We start from the raw sequence: 15,967 nt of genomic DNA on the forward strand, positions 1-15,967 counted from the left end.
CCGTTTCCTCTCTATCAGGTGGTCTGTGGGCTGCGATCTAGCGGCGTACAGCGACACCAAGCTGGCTTGGAACCGGCGATGCTGCACCCTGATTCGAGTCTATGAGCCGTAGACTGTCGCGACAATCTGCTCAATATTTGATGCCAAGATGAAATCAATTCACCAATCTAAGGGCAACGATCTGGCGGCCTTTGCCGCTTTCCTGGCAGTCGCGGCCCATCGGAGTTTCCGCAGCGCCGCAAGCGAACTCAACATGACGCCGTCGGCGATCAGCCATTCGATCAAGGTGCTCGAACAACGGTTGAATGTCCGTCTATTCAACCGAACGACTCGAAGCGTCTCCTTGACTGAGGCGGGTGAACGTCTCGCCCTAAAACTTAGGCCGGCAATGGCCTCAATCGAAGAGGCCGTTCAGGAGTTGGAGGTCGATGAGCATGTGCCCAGCGGTACCGTGCGAATCAATGCCAGCGAGGGCGCTATCCGGTTGACACTGTGGCCAGTGCTTGCACGCTTTTTGCGTGAGTATCCACGCGTCCATATCGACATATTCACTGATGGCAGGCTCGGCGATATTGTTGCCGATGGTTTCGATGCTGGTATCCGGTTAGCGGAAGCAGTACCAAAGGATATGGTGGCCATCCCGGTTATGGGGGAGGTCCGCTTTGCGGCATTGGCGTCGCCCGGGTATCTAGAGCAGCACGGGCATCCAAGGGTGCCGCAAGATCTGTATGACCATAATTGCATCCGCTTCCGCTTCGAGAGCGGTGCAATCTACCGGTGGGAGTTTGAGCGCCAGGGCGTGGTCGAAAGGATCAATCCTTCCGGCTCTCTCACATTGACCGATCAACCGCTGATGGTGGAGGCATCAATCGATGGCATAGGCATCGCCTTCGTGCCCGATCATCTCGCAGTCAATGCGCTCAACGACGGCCGACTTAAACGCCTTCTGGAAGATTGGTGTCCCGCGTATCCAGGGCTTTGTCTCTACTACGTGGCGAATCGCCACCTACCATCTGGCCTGAGAGCGTTGATCAATATGATGACTGGAATGCGTTCAGACAGTTGAAAGATTACCCGCCAGGAGGAGCATGGTTCACGGCAGTGAAGTGGGTATCGCTTCGTTATCTTTCTCCGAAAGGCCCAACATAAGCAGGTCGTTCCGACATCTAGGGGACGCCCTAGGTGCGTAAATCAGCACATTTCACATGTCGTTTATGTATTCCAATCTCGCCTGAAGGTGCACGGTATTCATGGCAAAAACGCCGCTATATTCCGGACTCCCCCGAAGCAGGAGAACTGAAATGTCGCTCATCCAACAGCATAAGAAGACGGCACAAATGGTCGGCGTGGCGCTGGTCGCGGCCGTGGGGCTTGGTGGCTGTGCCACGTACAAGGACGACTTCGCACGCATCGATACGCGCCTCGATACCCTCGACTCGCGGGTGCAGGGTGCGGCGCAGAGCGCGGAATCCGCCAACCAGTCGGCGACGCAGGCCAATCAGCGCCTGGATACGATGGAACGTCGCGTCCAGCAGCTGGAAACGGCGCCGCGTCGCACGCCGCGCGGTTGATCTGATCGGACCGGGACCCGTTGGCCTGGCGGTCACGGGTCCCGGTGTGTCACCCGTCTTTTCGAGGAGTTGTCCCATCGCCACGTCCACACATCCTGCGATGCGGGTCTTCCACACGGCGCTGTTGCTCGCGTTGTCATCCGCCAGCGTCGGGGTGGCCATGGCCGAGGACACCGTGGCGCCACAGGCCGCCTCGGCTAACCAGCTTCCGCCCGGCCAAGAGGTCTCCGACACGGTGATCGAGCTTGCGGGCTGGGTCATCGCCGCCGATGACAACCACGGCTATCCGTTCATGGTGATGGACAAGGCTGCCGCGCAGGTGCTGGTGTTCGGCGGCGACGGCAAGCTGCGAGGCGCAGCGCCCGGGCTGTTTGGTTCGGCAGTCGGCGATCATGCGGCGCCCGGCATCGCAGGTCTTGCGCTGCGCGAGATTCCGGGGCGGGATCGCACCACGCCGGCCGGTCGTTTCGTGGGTGGCTATGGCCCGTCGATCGATGCCGGGCGTGTGCTCTGGGTGGACTACGATTCGGCGGTCTCGCTGCACCCCACCGCCAGCGGCACGCCGGCCGAGCGACGCGAGGAACGCCTGGCATCGCCGACGCCGGACGACAACCGCGTCACCCACGGTTGCATCAACGTCGCGACCACGTTCTACGAGGACGTCGTCCGTTCGACGTTCGAGAAGGGCGGTGTGTTCTACATCCTGCCGGACAAGGACTCGATGGCGGAGACCTTCCCGGAGTTCGCGCATAGTCGCGAGGGCGCGAAGCGGGACGAGTGAGTACAAGTCGCCGGTTTGATGAACCCGGCGGCATTGCAGGGTGGCGCTAGACTCCACCCATGACGACGCCAGACCAGAGCAAGCTCGATCGCATCGTGGCCGAAGCCCGGCGCAGTGCCGAGCAGCGCAACAACGGTTATCGCGAGCGGGCGCTGAAGATGTACCCGTGGATCTGCGGCCGCTGCGCGCGCGAGTTCACGCGCGTCAATCTGCGCGAACTGACGGTGCATCACCGCAACCACAACCACGACGACAACCCGGCCGATGGCAGCAACTGGGAGTTGCTGTGCGTGTACTGCCACGACAACGAGCACTCACGGCAGCTCGACCACACCGGCGTCAGTGCACGGAACGCGGAGGACGCGCCGGCCGCGGCAACGTCCAATCCGTTCGCGGATCTGAAGGCGCGGCTCGAGAAGACCCGCGCCTGACCGGATCGCGCTTGCGGATCGGGTAGGCGATCTGCGGACGGATCACCCGGGTTGCGTGGGTCGCAGGCGTTGCGGGTCATGTGCGCGTGCTGCTGGACCGGACTCGCGCTTCGGTGACCATAGCGCCCCAATGCCTGCCGATCCCACGCCGTCCGCGCATCTGCTGCGCCTGTTGCCCGACGTGGTCGTGCAGACGGATGCGCGCTGGACGGTCACCTATCTCAATCCCGCCTGGCAGACGCTGACGGGCCACGCGGTTGCCGATGCGCTGGGCCGATCGCTGCTGGATTTCGTGCATCCCGACGACAACCCGACGCTGCGTTCGGGCATGCCGGTGTTCCGGCTGCGGTTCGCGGACCGGGCGTATCGATGGATGCGGCTGCAGTTGCAGCCCGAGACCGATGCGGCGGATCGGGTGGTCAGTCGCCAGGGCGTGCTGATCGAAGTGGCCGACGTCACCGAGCAGGTGCTGGTGGAAGTGCGCCAGCGCTTCCTGCGGTTGCTGGAGACCATCGATGGCGTGGTCTGGGAAGCCGAGCGCGGCGTGGGCAATACCTTTCTGAGTCCGCAGGTCGAGCGCCTGTTCGGCTTCACGGTGGAGCAGTGGCGCGCCGATCCGGGCTTCTGGCGCTCGCGCGTGCATCCCGACGATCTGCAGGCGGCCTTGGCGATCGACAACGCCGCCTACGATGCGACGCACAGCTACGCCTACGAGATGAGTTACCGCCTGATCACGCGCTCCGGCGAGGTGGTCTGGGTGCGCGACCTGTGCCGGACGGTGGTCGAGGCGGAACGCCCGAACCGCATGATCGGCCTGATGATCGACGTGACCCGGCAGAAGCAGGCCGAACTAGAACTGCTGCGCTCCGACGAGCGCTACGCGCTGGCCACGCGCGGATCCAACGACGGCATCTGGGACTGGGATCTGCGTACGGACGTGCTGCACGTGTCCGGACGCTTCAACGGCATCCTTGGGCTGGACGCGACCGGGCCGGTGCACGCTGACGGCTGGCACTTCCTGCAGTCGCGCATCGATCCCGACGATCGCGCCCGTGCGGAATCGGCGTACCGCCGGCATCTGGCCGGGGACAGCCCGAACTTCTCCGTGGATTTCCGCGCCTGGCACGGCTCGGGGCGCCTGGTGTGGGTGAACTGGCGCGGTGTCGCCCGCTTCGAGGACGGCATCGCCGTGCGCATGGCGGGCTCGTTGAGCGATCTGGCCGAACGCGGCAGTTCCTACGACGCGCTGACCAACCTGCCGGGCCGGCCGCTGTTTCGCGATCGCCTCGATCACGCGATTGCACTGCATCGCGAAGGGCTGGCGGCGGGCGAGGACGCACCCGCGCAAAACCACACCACGATGTTCGCCGTGCTGATGCTCGACCTCGACGGTTTCAAGGCGGTCAACGACACCCACGGCCACCACGTCGGCGACCAGTTGCTGCAACAGGTCGCGCGTCGGTTGGAGAACTGCGCGCGCGCGGTCGACCTGGTCGCGCGCATGAGTGGCGACGAGTTCAATGTGCTGCTGGAGTCTGTCGATTCCGCCGAGGCGGTCGAGCGGGCGCAGCAGATCGCTGCTGCGCTGGAGATTCCTTACAGGATCGGCATACACACCTTGACAAGCAGTGCGAGCATCGGCGTGGTGCATTGCACCCCGCGCTTGGTGACGAGCGACGACTACCTGCGCGCCGCGGATGCTGCGATGTATGAGGCCAAGACCCTGCCGTTCGGCGTATGCGTACTTCCAGCGGCCATGTAAAAGCGCACGCTTCGCTTCCCATAGTGGGACTTCAAGAACGCGACGTCCTCACTGCGCACTCCACCGGGTCTCAGGCAGGAGGCGGGATGTCGAAAGTCTGAAGCAGCATGTCGAACTGCGCCATGGACTGGGCACCCATTGCGACGGCGTGGTGCGGCGTAAAGTCGAGCGTGTCGGCGACCTCGCTGTCGCTCGCATGGGTACCAGGCAGGTCGGTGCCGTTGCCGCCCGCTTCGTCGATGGTCTGATGGGCGATATGGACCACGCCACTGAGCTGATCGGTCTCTGCCAGTTGATTAAACCAAGCGATGGCCTGATCCGGCGAAAGTCCGTGGCTCTGTGCGTACTGCAACAGGAACGGCACCGGACTCACCGCGTTGCCAGTGGTGTCGTAAAGCACGGATGCGGCGGCGTCGCTGAGCCCGGATGCGGCGAGGAAGTTGCGCATGTCGTCGGTCTCGAACCGGTTGTTGTGCGCGGCGCGGTCGATGGCACCCAGTCCGATGTAGGACAGTGCGGCAACCGTCCAGCCAACCGGGCCCAGCCATGTGCCAGCACCCAGCACGCCGGCCAGCACACCGCCAGCGGCGGTGACATGTAGGGTGCCGGCGCCCGCGTCGCCGTCTTGGAAGGCTTGGATCGCATTCCAGGTGTCGGCAGCAATGCCGGCTGCAGCGAACAGTCGTCCAGTGAGCGCGTTGCTCAGGCCGTACTTCCCGATGAAGCCGGTGGCTGAAATCAGTTCAGCGCCGACGGCGAGCGAGATCAGAGCCTTGCCGGTGAAGTTGGCGCTCTTGAGAAACTCCAGGTTGCCGATCGCGATGTCGAGTAGCGATTCCACGCGTGGATCGTCGAGCTGGAGGCCCTGTGCGTTGATCAGTGCGCTGGCTGACGCCGTTACCGCCATGCCGCGCAGAAGTTGGCCGGCCGCATCATCGGCGGTGAATCCTTCGATGCCATTGAGAGCAGTATTGAAGGCGCGCTGCGCCGCCTCTCTCTGCGTGTCGTCGCCCGCGAGTCCGGGCAGGCTTTCGCGCATGGCGCCGATCGCGCTTTCGAGCGCGGCCGGTTCGACGCCGAGCGCTTCCGCCAGGCGGGGATCGACGAGGCTGGCCAGCTGTGCATCAGCTGCGGCGATAGTTGCGGGATTGCCGCCGTCCAGGCCGGAAATAGCCGCACCGCTCTGCGTGGAGATGTAGAGGTTTGCAAACTCGGTCGCCAGTCCCTGACCCGCTGCGCCGAGTTCGCCGATCGAGAACAGATCCAGCAGCGAGTCGCCCAGCGGGCCTTGCGCCAGTGCCGGATCGGCGCGCAAGGCCATGCTGATCGCAGCCTGCGCCACGGGGTCGTTCAGCACTTCGCTGATGAAAGTGTCGACGTCGCTTCGCAACGGATTATCGGCCGGCAGGTCGGTGTACTGCGCCAGCTGGTTCAGAAGTCGCGACCCGTGGCTTGCCATCACGTCCTGCTGCGCCTGGATCTGCGCTTGCCAGTCGGCACCGAGGGATTCGGTCATCAGTGCGTCGAGCGCGGCTTCGAACTCGGTATCACTGGCGTAAAGCGGACGCATCTCCTGGGCAAAGCGAAGTGTTTCGGTCAGTTCGTAGAACTCGGCGGCGTCGGGCTGGATGGATAGCTCGATCCCGTTGCGGATCGGATCCATCGATGCCAGCACGGGCGAACCTTGGCCGACGTCGACACCCTGTCGTTCAAGCTCCACGAATAGCGCCGGGCCAATGCTCCTGGGCGGGATGCCGTTATGTGCAATCACCGCGTCGGCAGCGCGACCCCAATCGGCGCTAGTGCCACCAGCCAGGTCGATCAGGCGATTGGTCAATGCCTGGCTGCCTTCGGCACCGCTGATGTGACTGGACATCTGCACAATGCGTGCAAGACCTTCGTCGGCCCAGATCGCGCCGCCTCCCGAAAACATGCCGCTTCCGCCGAAGACGCTTTCGTTGACCTGCTCGAATGCAGGCAGAGCTGCCTCGGTCAGTGCTGCGGCGAGATCGTCGTCGAGCTCGTTGGCAATCTGCTCCAAGCCGCGTATGCCATCGAGCATGTCCTGCGGATAGTTGCGCTCGCCGATCTGCCCGGGGTCCTCGAGATACGGTTGCAGTGGCGTGGTGACTTGTGCGGCGACATCCGTCAACCAGGTTTGTACGCGCGAATCGGCGAGCACACGCTGCCGCAGGTCCATGGGGGCGCCCTGCAGCACCTCATTGAGCGCGTACAGCGCCTCGCCAGGTTCACTGCCGGAGGGCACACTCTGGATGAGCGCATCCGACTGCCTCGCGGGCAACACACCCTCGATCGCTGCATCGACGCCAGCCTGCAGCTCCGGGAATCCCTCGAAGCGTGCAGACACCAGCGCAGCAGCGTCGGCATCGCTCAGGCCTGGGTCGGCTGAAATGAGCGCATCAATCTCGGCGTCGATCGATGTTTCGAGCGCCTCGCTGGCGTTCGACACATTCTGCTGCAGGTAGCCGTCGTTGAGCTCAGCACGGGCGAAGCCGTGACCCTGCGCGGAGAGCAACCGCATCGAATCGAGTGCGCCGGATGCCGTCCGGTGCTCGGCAGCCGCGTCGTTGGTGGCGTTGGCCTGTGGCGTGGTGGCGGGCGGTGATGTGGGCTGCGTTGCCTCAGGCGGGCTTTGCGCGGTCACGGACGATTGGGCGTTGCGAGCTTGGGGCTGGGCCGACAGCGGCAGATCGGGAATATGGGTTCCGACGTTCAGCGTGACCATCGCAGTTCATCTCCATATGTCGGCTTTTCCGTTGATGCACGACCATCGGAGAATCCCGCATCCTGCACAAGTCGGGCGGGCCCTAGGTCGCGAGTGAGCGCGGTCCGTATGACCACACCCGTTCTTTCAGCGATCCACGCGGGTTTCCAGGCGGGCGGCATAGCGCGACAGATCCGGACCTTTGAGATCACGGTCCGAGAGCTTCGCGGTCGCCGATCGCACAGGCGCGCTGGTGGCCAGGCCGAGCACGCCGTGCAGGATGCGCACCGCCGTTTCGCTCTGCGGGTTCATCAGTCGCGGCACGATCTTGGGCACGCCCTGTCCCTGATCGACCATCGGCCGCATTGCGGCCTCGTACGCGGCGAAGGCGTCGCCGGGTGACGGGTGCAGGGCGAGTTCGCCCGCCAGAACGTACGCGCCGGTAACCGCGAGCGTGGCGCCGATGCCGCCCATCGGGGTGACGCACCAGGCCGCGTCGCCGGTGAGCACGACGCGTTGCGTGTGCCAGCGCTTCATGCGCACCTGGCGCAGCACGTCGAAGTAGAAGTCATCGGCGGCGTCCATGCCCGCGAGCACGCGCGGCGCCTGCCAGCCGGCATCGGCGAAGCGTTCGTGCAGGTACTGCTTCTGACGCGCGACATCCCAGTCCTGTTCGCCGTCGGACGCCTTTTGCACCGACAACATCGCGCGCGTCGTGCCGTGGCGGTCAGGACGCAGATGGATGCTGCGTCCTTCGGTGGCGTGATACCAGCGCCAGCGGCGGTCGTCGTCCGCGGTGCGCGGGATGGTGAAGTAGGCGAGGGTGAGATCGAGCCAGCGCGGATCGTTTTCGCCGGGAAACACCTGGTCGCGTGTGCGCGAGCCCACGCCCTCGGCCACCACCACGCATTCGAAGCGTTCGCGGGCGCCGCTGTCGAAGTGCACCTCCACGCCGCTGTCGTCCTCGACCAGGCGGGCGATCGTGTCGCCGAAACGGAACGAAACCCGGTCTTGCGCCGCATCGAAGAGCAGCCGCGCGAGATCGCCGCGCAGGATTTCCAGCTCCGCCGTCGGCCCGTCGCCTTCGACGTCGTCGGTCATGATTTCGGCGACGGTCTCGCCGTCTTCGTTGATCCACGCGGTGCCTTCCTCGCCGGTGCCCTGGTCCAACGCCGCCTGTTCCAGCCCCAGGAGGCGCAGCACGTCCCGGCCGACGTCGCGGATGTCGACGTTCTGCCCGCCGTCGCGGAAGGCCGGTGCCTGCTCGATGACCGTTACGTCGAATCCCGCGCGCGCCAGCGTCAGGGCGGTGGCGTTGCCGGCGATGCTGGCACCGCTGATGAGAATGCGTCGGGACATGGTGGCTCCAGAAGGAAGGTGCGGCGGGCGTCGCGCGCTTGTGCAGCGCCGGCGAGTATTCCGCGCGGCAACGGCATGTGGGCGTGACGAGGTGGGACCCATGGAGCGTCTTTGATGCACCGCGCTCGAACCTGATCCGGTTTCTGGAAACGTGCGTGCCGCGTGCGGTCCCATGCGGTCCCACGCGATCTCCGGGCTAGACTCCCGTCATGACGACGCCAGACCATACCAAGCTTGACCGCATCGTTGCCGAGGCCCGGCGCAGTGCCGAGCAGCGCAACAACGGCTATCGCGAGCGTGCGCTGAAGATGTATCCGTGGATCTGCGGCCGCTGCGCGCGCGAGTTCACGCGCGTCAATCTTCGCGAACTGACGGTGCATCACCGCAACCACAACCACGACGACAACCCGGCCGATGGCAGCAACTGGGAGTTGCTGTGCGTGTACTGCCACGACAACGAGCATTCCCGCCAGCTCGATCACACCGGTGTCAGCGCACGCAATGCAGAGGACGCGACTGCCGCGGCCATGTCCAATCCGTTCGCGGATCTGAAGGCGCGGCTCGAAAAGACCCGGTCCTGACCCGTATCGCGCGGTCTGGACATATCGCGGGCCGGCGCTTGGCGAGGGTCACGTCCGCCATCTCCCTTCTTGACTCGAAACGGCGAACCCGCGCCGTCATGTGTCCGGCCAGCGCTGGCGTCTTCTAAGCCTCTATCGCGCAGGGATGGCGGCTCGACATTTGCTGCCGGCGCGGTGTTTGGTGACAAGGCCGGACAACGCTAGTGTGGCCGCTCGTCAGTCGGCGGCCAGAGAGGCCGGAAGGATGGAGGCATGCGTTGCGTGATGTGCGTTCTGCTGGTGTTCGCTGCGCTGTTCCCGTCGAGCGTGTGGTCGGTGTCCTGCGTTACGCGAACGGAGCCGGAGACGCGCAGCGGCGAGACGCGGCCTTCGAGCCTCACGCCTGCGGCAGTGCCTTCGATGGCGTATTGGCGGGAGATTCCGTTGTGGCCGGAGGATTCGCCGGTGCTGCAGGCGGGCATCGAAGCACTCGCGCATGAGGACTGGGCACTCACCCATCCGAGCATTCTGGTTTACCGGCCGGTGGCGCGCGCGCCGAGCGCCGCGGTTCTGGTCTTTCCGGGCGGTGGTTACAAGGCGCTGGGCATCGGTCCGAACAGCAACTTGGGGCTGTACGGCTCCGACGTCTGCAAGTGGCTGACCGATGCCGGCATCACCTGCGTACTCGTGAAGTACCGCGTGCCCAACACGGGCTGCAACTGGAACCCGGTGACGAAGCGGCACGAGTCGCCGGCCATTCCGATGGCGCTGCAGGATGCGCAGCGGGCGATGTCTCTGGTCCGCTACAACGCAGCAGAGTGGGGCATCGATCCGGATCGCATCGGTGTGATGGGCTTCTCCGCCGGCGGCAATCTCGCCGTGCTGTCGAGCACGAAGTTCGCGTCACGCACGTACGCGCCTGCCGACGCCGCGGACGCGGTGCCCCTGCGGCCTGATTTCGCGATTCCGGTGTATGCCGGACACATGACCATGGAGCACCACAACTTGCGCCCGAAGGATTCGGCAGCGGCGCGGGCACTCAACACCGACATCGTGGTGTCCGCGGCTGTGCCGCCGACCTTGCTGATCCACGCCAAGGACGATCCTGTCGATCCTGTCGAGTATTCGGAGGTCTACGACAACGCGTTGCGCGAGGCCGGTGCGAACGTGACGCTCATCCGCTACGAGACCGGCGGGCACGCGTTCGGCGTGCGCCGGAAAGGTACGGACAGCGACCGGTGGACGCAGGATGCGTTGCGCTGGCTGGGCGACATCGGGATGCGGTAAGCGGCAGTGCGCTGGTGCGATGCGATGCGTTCGTCACCGCGCCAGCTTCCGATGCGCTTCCCGCTGCGCGTCCTGCATCAAGCCGCCAGCGCGTCGATCGAAGACTGGGCATCTGCCAGTGCCGCCTCCTTGACGTCCGGCCCGAGCAGCGTGCCTTCGGCGATGACGAACTCGGGCGTGATGCCGATGAAGCCGAAGATCGTTCGCAGCCAGGTTTCGGCGTGCTCCTGATGCGCGGCGGGGGCGTTTTCGGAATAGCGGTTGCCACGCGCGATCGCGACGATGACGCGCGTGTCGCCAGCCAGTCCAACCGCACCGGTTTCGCCGTAACGGAATGTGCTGCCGGCCACCAGGATGCGATCGATCCAGGCCTTGAGCTGGCTCGGTACCGCGAAGTTGTACATCGGCGCACCGATCACCACGACATCGGCGGCCAGGAACTGCGCCAGCGCGGAATTCGGGTCGTCGGGCGAGGGCGGGGCGGCCAGGGTGAAATGGTCGAGCGGATCGGTGACCAGGTCGCGGTAGGTGATATCGAGCATGGGATCGGCGGCCTCGAGCCGCGACACGATGTCGGCGGTGAGTCGGCGGCTGACGGATGCGTCGCCGGTAATGGCGCTGTCGAGATGCAGTAGTTTCATTGTGTGCCTCGGTTACGATTTGTGCCCGGGGCGACGGTGCGCTACAAGAGGAGCCTCCACAAGACGGCACATGCCGGTAACCGGAGGCACATGGGTGTGACCGACCCGCCCGAACACACCATCGAAAGCTGCATGCATGTCAGCGATGTGCTGGCGCGTGTGGGCAGCAAGTGGAGCATCCTCGTCATCGCGAAGCTGGGGCAGGGGCCACAGCGCTTCAACGCGCTCAAGCGCGAGATCACCGGCATCTCGCAACGCATGTTGACCTTGACGGTGCGCGGGCTGGAGCGCGACGGTCTGATCCTGCGCACGGTGACCCCGACCATTCCGCCGAGGGTGGATTACGCGCTCACCGATCTGGGGCGGTCGCTGCTGGAACCGGTCCAGGCACTCGGGGACTGGGCGATCGCCAACCGCGCGGTGGTCGAAGCGGCGCGGCACACGTTCGATGCGCAGCACCCGGACAACGACACCCGCGACTGAGTGCGAGGCGCGCGCCGGCTATCCACGCGTAGGTCGAATCCGAGTCCCGGACAGGGGATTCCGCGATTGCACCCTCCGGTGAAATGATCCTCACAAATAGCCTCTGTAGCATCCGGTTCCGCAGCCGTTAATGACTTCAAGACGGTGTTGCGTGGCTTCGGGGAACGGGCCACGCGGAACCGCTCGGCGCGCTGCCGCCCGACCGGGTGTACACACAATCAGGGGAACACCGATGTCGAAGGTATTGGCTTTGCTGGCTGCCGCATGGCTGGCGTGCAGCGCTTTGCCCGTCTCTGCGACGGATCAGCACGTGGGACTGGTGAAAGGCGTCTCCGGCAGCGTCAGCATCGTGCAGGCCAGCGCCACGCGCGCGGCGGAGGCGGGCAAGCAGTTGCAGGTGGCCGATCGCATCGTGACGGCGCCGGGTGCGACGGCATCGATCGTGTTCCGCGACGGCACCATGCTCACGCTGGGCGGTGGTGCGGATGTCCACGTGCGCGACTACGTGTTCGAGCCGAAGGCCAACCGCTACGCGTTTTCGGTCTACATGGGGCAGGGCTCGGCGATCTACGAGTCCGGCAAGATCGGCCGTCTGGCGCCGGAGTCGGTGAAGGTGGAAACGCCGCAGGCCACGGTGGGCGTGCGCGGCACGCGCTTCCTGATCGAGGCGGACTGACGTGATGACGCGTGTCTGGCGCGCACTCGCGCTGCTGTCGATGGCCACGTTGCTGTCGGCCTGTTCCGCCGCTCCGACGCGCGTGACCCTGCTGCCCGACCAGGACGGCAAGGTCGGCGCGGTAGTGGTGCACAACGCGCACGGACAGCAGCGGCTCGACCAGGCCTACGGCCGCGTCGACGCCGGCACGTCGGCTGCACCCGCGCAGGCCAAGGCCGACACGCGCGAGGCCTTCGAGGCGAAGCACCGCGCCCTGCTCGATGCGCAGCCCACGCCGCCGCTGAGTTTCGTGCTGAATTTCCTGTTCGACAGCATGGAGCTCACGCCCGAGTCCCGGCGGAAGCTGCCCGAGGTGCTGGCCGCGGTGCGCAACCGCCTGCCGACCGAGGTCACGGTGTTCGGCTATGCCGATTCCGCCGGCGCGCCCGCATACAACCTGCAGCTCTCGGCCGAGCGTGCACGCGCGGTGGCGGCGTTGTTGCGCAAGATTGATCCGGAGCTGCCGATGCAGCTGGACTGGTTCGGCGACAAGTCACCGCTGGTGCCCACGCCGCCCGGCAAGCCCGAGCCACGCAACCGTCGCGCGGAGATCCTGATCCTGTGACGGAAGCGGTCATCCGGCCAGAGACCTGCCTGGAGTTCGCGCGATGCGCCGCGTAGACGCGCGCGCCCAGCCGCCGGGCATCGCGGCCGGACAGAGTCGCCGGCAGGACCTGCTGTTGCTGGTACTCGGCGTATTGATCGCCGTGGCGATCGGCGTGGCGGGACTGCTGCGCGTCGCACCGATCGAGCGGCTCGACAACGCCGCGCTCGACACGCTGATGCGTGCGACTGCCACCGGTGTGTCGTCGCCCGACACCGTGGTCGTCGATATCGATGACGTCAGCCTGTCGGCCGTCGGCCAGTGGCCATGGCCGCGCTACCGGCTCGCGGCATTGGTGGAGCGCATCGCCGCCGAGCGCCCATCTGCCATCGCGCTGGATGTGCTGTTGCCCGAGGCAGACCGGGTGTCGCTGGCCGACATCCAGAAGACCTTCCAGCGCGATTTCGGCATCGATGTCGCCATCACCGGCGTACCCGAAGGCCTGCTCGACAACGATGGCTACCTGGGCCAGGCGATGGCGGACGCCGGCGTGGTCGGCGCGCGCTATTTCTACTTCGATCACGGCACCGGCGAGACCACGCCCACGCGTCCCGGCGTGGGGTTCGAGGGGGTGTTGGATGCGCTGGCGCTCGACAGCGCGCATGGCTTGCTCGACAACGTCGGCGCGATCGGCGCGCAGACACGCGTCAGCGGCTTCGTGAACATGCAGGTCGATGGCGACGGCGTGCTGCGACGCCTGCCGTTGCTGATCGAGTATCGCGGCGTGTTGCATCCGAGCCTGGCGCTGGCCACGACGATGCAGGCGCTGGGAGTGTCGTCCGGCCAGGTGGTGACCGGTCGCGATGGCCCCTCGCTCGTGATCGGACCGCACGTGGTGCCGATTGATCGCAGCGGCGATGCGCTGCTGCGCTTCGACGGCCCGCCGATGGACTACGCCAGCGTGTCGGCCGTGGACGTGCTGGCGGGGCGCCACCCGCCGGAGGATCTGCGCGGCAAGGTGGTCGTCATCGGTTCGTCGGCGGTCGGCCTTGGCGATCGACACGTCACCGCATTGAGTCGCGCGTTCTCCGGCTCGAAAGTGCAATCGGCACTGATGCAGAACATGTTCGACGGACGCGTGCTGCGGGCGCCGGAGTGGGGCGCGGGCGCGGCGCTGGCACTCGGACTGTTGATCGCGTTGTTGCAGGGCGGTCTGCTGGTTGCAGGGCGTAGCCTGCTGACGGTGGCGGTCGTGACGCTGGGCGTCGTGATCGGTCTGGGTGCGCTGGCGTTCGCCGGCTTCGAATATGTCGGGTTCGTACTGCCGGTCGCGGCGCCTGCGCTGGTGGCGTCGACGGTGCTGATCGCGGCGTCCGCAATCCGCTTCTGGGTGCAGCAACGTCATGCGCGACGCTGGCGGCGGCAGCTCGAGAATGCGCGGCAGGTCACGATCGAATCGATGTCGGCAGTCGCCGAAACGCGCGACCCCGAGACCGGCGCGCACATCAAGCGCACCCAGCATTATGTGCGCGCCATCGCGCAGCGCCTGCGCGATACAGGCCGCTACGCCGACGTGCTGACCGATGCCTACATCGACCTGCTGTTCCTGTCGGCGCCGCTGCACGACATCGGCAAGGTCGGCGTGCCGGACCACATCCTGCTCAAGCCGGGCCCCCTGACCGAAGCCGAATGGGTGCTAATGCGCCGGCACGCCGAGTTCGGCCGCACCATCATTCTCAGCACGTCGCGCCACATCGAGGGCGACAACTTCCTGTCGGTGGCGGCCGAGATCGCCGCGACGCATCACGAAAAGTGGGACGGCTCCGGCTATCCCGCCGGCCTTAAAGGGCCGGCGATTCCGCTGTCGGGCCGCATCATGGCGGTGGCCGACGTCTACGACGCCCTCGTCAATCGCCGCTGCTACAAGCCGCCGTTCCCGCACGCGCAGGCGATGGCGATGATGCGCGACCTGCGCGGCGCGACCTTCGACCCGGCCGTGCTTGATGCCTTCTTCGAAATCGAAGACGAGATCACCCGCATCGCCGGCGAGTTCCGCGACGAGGCTGCGGCCGCAGCGGCGGGCGGCGGCGCACATGTCGGCAGCGATGCGTTCTACGACGGCGTGGAAACCGGCATTGGTTTCGCGACGCCGGCGTTGGCAGTGCAGGACTGACGGTCCCGCCGGTGCTGCGCCGGCGTGGATTCGCGCGGCGAGCGGCATGTGAGCGACGTAAACGGCATCACCGCGCGATGGCGGCCTCGGGTGCAGGCTCGAATCCTCGGCATCGCCGCAGCTGACCGGAACCCTGCCATGCGTCATATCCCGACGTTCGCGCTACTCACGCTGATGGTGTGCACAGCGCCGGCGTGCTCTGCGCCGCCGCCTGCGCAGTCGACCGCAACACCGGCCACCGCAGCCGTTGCCGAAAACGCGCCGACGTACGGTTCCGTGCGGCGCAGCGCGGACGGTATCGGCAAGACCTATCAGGGGCGCGAAATCTCGGCCGTCATGGGCTGGCAGGGCGCCGCGTGGCTGGAGCGCGAGGAACGCGAGCGCGAGGAGCGCGGCAGTCTGCTGTTGCAGGAACTGGCGCTGCAGCCAGGCATGGCGGTCGCGGATGTCGGCGCAGGCACCGGCTACTACGCGCGTCGCATGGCGCCGATGGTGGCGCCCGGTGGCAAGGTCTACGCGGTGGATGTGCAGCCGCAGATGGTGGCGATGCTCACGCAGCTGGCCTCACAGCCGGGACTCGACAATCTCGGGCCGGTGCAGGCCAGCGCCACTGATCCCGGACTCGCGCCTGAGTCGATCGATCTGGCGCTGATGGTCGACGTCTACCACGAGCTGGAATACCCGCATGAGGTGCTCCAGTCGCTGGTGCGCGCACTGCGGCCCGGCGGGCGACTGGTGTTCGTCGAGTACCGCGCCGAAGACGACGACGTGCCGATCAAGCCGCTGCACAAGATGAGCGAAGCGCAGATCCGCAAGGAAGCGGCGCTGCATCCGCTGGTCTGGGAGCGCACCGCCGACACATTGCCGTGGCAGCACGTGGTGGTGTTCCGCAAGCGCTGAAGATCGCTCGGTCGCGGCGCGTGCGGATGCGCACG

The 15,967-nt window shown here is 66.0% G+C and carries 15 protein-coding genes; 12 read left to right on the forward strand and 3 right to left on the reverse strand.

Annotation, left to right across the window (positions count from 1 at the left end; genetic code table 11):
* The first annotated feature begins 148 nt into the window (after nt 1-148).
* The 5 genes from LU699_RS16630 to LU699_RS16650 all read left to right on the forward strand — a co-directional run bounded on the left by LU699_RS16630 (nt 149) and on the right by LU699_RS16650 (nt 4,545).
* Nucleotides 149-1,066, forward strand: a complete 918-nt coding sequence (locus LU699_RS16630) for a LysR family transcriptional regulator (RefSeq protein WP_232135701.1) — start codon at nt 149-151, stop codon at nt 1,064-1,066.
* A 235-nt stretch (nt 1,067-1,301) separates the two neighbouring features.
* Entirely contained in the window at nt 1,302-1,571 is a 270-nt protein-coding gene (locus tag LU699_RS16635) for a hemolysin XhlA family protein (RefSeq protein ID WP_232135700.1), read from the forward strand.
* Nucleotides 1,572-1,671: 100 nt separating this feature from the next.
* Nucleotides 1,672-2,352 carry a hypothetical protein gene (locus tag LU699_RS16640; RefSeq protein WP_232149728.1) on the forward strand — a complete coding sequence of 227 codons (681 nt, stop codon included), beginning with the start codon at nt 1,672-1,674 and terminating at the stop codon, nt 2,350-2,352.
* A gap of 59 nt (nt 2,353-2,411) precedes the next feature.
* Complete coding sequence (locus LU699_RS16645) at nt 2,412-2,783, forward strand: YajD family HNH nuclease (protein WP_232135698.1); 372 nt, start codon at nt 2,412-2,414, stop codon at nt 2,781-2,783.
* Nucleotides 2,784-2,913: 130 nt separating this feature from the next.
* A complete protein-coding gene (locus LU699_RS16650) occupies nt 2,914-4,545 on the forward strand; it encodes a sensor domain-containing diguanylate cyclase (RefSeq protein WP_232135697.1) in 1,632 nt (543 codons plus the stop codon).
* 70 nt (nt 4,546-4,615) lie between these two features.
* Here LU699_RS16650 and LU699_RS16655 read toward each other — a convergent pair whose 3' ends face one another.
* A complete protein-coding gene (locus LU699_RS16655) occupies nt 4,616-7,291 on the reverse strand; it encodes a hypothetical protein (RefSeq protein WP_232149724.1) in 2,676 nt (891 codons plus the stop codon).
* 126 nt (nt 7,292-7,417) lie between these two features.
* The gene (locus LU699_RS16660; RefSeq protein WP_232149722.1) at nt 7,418-8,629 is read right to left on the reverse strand and encodes an FAD-dependent monooxygenase; all 1,212 of its coding nucleotides are present in this window, start codon (nt 8,627-8,629) and stop codon (nt 7,418-7,420) included.
* 209 nt (nt 8,630-8,838) lie between these two features.
* On the opposite strand from LU699_RS16660, the gene LU699_RS16665 reads away from it, so the two are divergent.
* Nucleotides 8,839-9,210: a YajD family HNH nuclease gene (locus LU699_RS16665; protein WP_232135694.1), complete on the forward strand. Its 372-nt coding sequence runs from the start codon at nt 8,839-8,841 to the stop codon at nt 9,208-9,210.
* A gap of 399 nt (nt 9,211-9,609) precedes the next feature.
* Complete coding sequence (locus tag LU699_RS16670; protein WP_232135693.1) at nt 9,610-10,476, forward strand: alpha/beta hydrolase; 867 nt, start codon at nt 9,610-9,612, stop codon at nt 10,474-10,476.
* A 77-nt stretch (nt 10,477-10,553) separates the two neighbouring features.
* On the opposite strand, the gene LU699_RS16675 is transcribed toward LU699_RS16670, so the two are convergent.
* Entirely contained in the window at nt 10,554-11,117 is a 564-nt protein-coding gene (locus LU699_RS16675) for an FMN-dependent NADH-azoreductase (protein ID WP_232135692.1), read from the reverse strand.
* 90 nt (nt 11,118-11,207) lie between these two features.
* Here LU699_RS16675 and LU699_RS16680 point away from each other — a divergent pair, with 90 nt between their 5' ends.
* The 5 genes from LU699_RS16680 to LU699_RS16700 all read left to right on the forward strand — a co-directional run bounded on the left by LU699_RS16680 (nt 11,208) and on the right by LU699_RS16700 (nt 15,932).
* Complete coding sequence (locus LU699_RS16680; RefSeq protein WP_232135691.1) at nt 11,208-11,600, forward strand: winged helix-turn-helix transcriptional regulator; 393 nt, start codon at nt 11,208-11,210, stop codon at nt 11,598-11,600.
* A 310-nt stretch (nt 11,601-11,910) separates the two neighbouring features.
* Entirely contained in the window at nt 11,911-12,276 is a 366-nt protein-coding gene (locus tag LU699_RS16685) for a FecR family protein (RefSeq protein ID WP_232580300.1), read from the forward strand.
* A gap of 4 nt (nt 12,277-12,280) precedes the next feature.
* Nucleotides 12,281-12,880, forward strand: coding sequence for an OmpA family protein (locus LU699_RS16690; RefSeq protein WP_232135689.1), 600 nt, complete (start codon nt 12,281-12,283; stop codon nt 12,878-12,880).
* A 43-nt stretch (nt 12,881-12,923) separates the two neighbouring features.
* The gene (locus tag LU699_RS16695; protein ID WP_232580301.1) at nt 12,924-15,032 is read left to right on the forward strand and encodes a CHASE2 domain-containing protein; all 2,109 of its coding nucleotides are present in this window, start codon (nt 12,924-12,926) and stop codon (nt 15,030-15,032) included.
* Nucleotides 15,033-15,170: 138 nt separating this feature from the next.
* A complete protein-coding gene (locus LU699_RS16700) occupies nt 15,171-15,932 on the forward strand; it encodes a class I SAM-dependent methyltransferase (protein WP_232135687.1) in 762 nt (253 codons plus the stop codon).
* Nucleotides 15,933-15,967 lie beyond the last annotated feature (35 nt).

This window comes from Luteimonas fraxinea (assembly GCF_021233355.1).
GTDB classification, from domain to species: domain Bacteria; phylum Pseudomonadota; class Gammaproteobacteria; order Xanthomonadales; family Xanthomonadaceae; genus Luteimonas; species Luteimonas fraxinea.

Bases quoted from the DNA above. Each gene is read 5' to 3' on its own strand.
- LU699_RS16630 (WP_232135701.1), top strand. From the start codon at position 149: ATGAAATCAATTCACCAATCTAAGGGCAACGATCTGGCGGCCTTTGCC.
- LU699_RS16635 (WP_232135700.1), top strand. From the start codon at position 1,302: ATGTCGCTCATCCAACAGCATAAGAAGACGGCACAAATGGTCGGCGTG.
- LU699_RS16640 (WP_232149728.1), top strand. From the start codon at position 1,672: ATGCGGGTCTTCCACACGGCGCTGTTGCTCGCGTTGTCATCCGCCAGC.
- LU699_RS16645 (WP_232135698.1), top strand. From the start codon at position 2,412: ATGACGACGCCAGACCAGAGCAAGCTCGATCGCATCGTGGCCGAAGCC.
- LU699_RS16650 (WP_232135697.1), top strand. From the start codon at position 2,914: ATGCCTGCCGATCCCACGCCGTCCGCGCATCTGCTGCGCCTGTTGCCC.
- LU699_RS16655 (WP_232149724.1), bottom strand. From the start codon at position 7,291: ATGGTCACGCTGAACGTCGGAACCCATATTCCCGATCTGCCGCTGTCG.
- LU699_RS16660 (WP_232149722.1), bottom strand. From the start codon at position 8,629: ATGTCCCGACGCATTCTCATCAGCGGTGCCAGCATCGCCGGCAACGCC.
- LU699_RS16665 (WP_232135694.1), top strand. From the start codon at position 8,839: ATGACGACGCCAGACCATACCAAGCTTGACCGCATCGTTGCCGAGGCC.
- LU699_RS16670 (WP_232135693.1), top strand. From the start codon at position 9,610: ATGGCGTATTGGCGGGAGATTCCGTTGTGGCCGGAGGATTCGCCGGTG.
- LU699_RS16675 (WP_232135692.1), bottom strand. From the start codon at position 11,117: ATGAAACTACTGCATCTCGACAGCGCCATTACCGGCGACGCATCCGTC.
- LU699_RS16680 (WP_232135691.1), top strand. From the start codon at position 11,208: ATGGGTGTGACCGACCCGCCCGAACACACCATCGAAAGCTGCATGCAT.
- LU699_RS16690 (WP_232135689.1), top strand. From the start codon at position 12,281: ATGACGCGTGTCTGGCGCGCACTCGCGCTGCTGTCGATGGCCACGTTG.
- LU699_RS16695 (WP_232580301.1), top strand. From the start codon at position 12,924: ATGCGCCGCGTAGACGCGCGCGCCCAGCCGCCGGGCATCGCGGCCGGA.
- LU699_RS16700 (WP_232135687.1), top strand. From the start codon at position 15,171: ATGCGTCATATCCCGACGTTCGCGCTACTCACGCTGATGGTGTGCACA.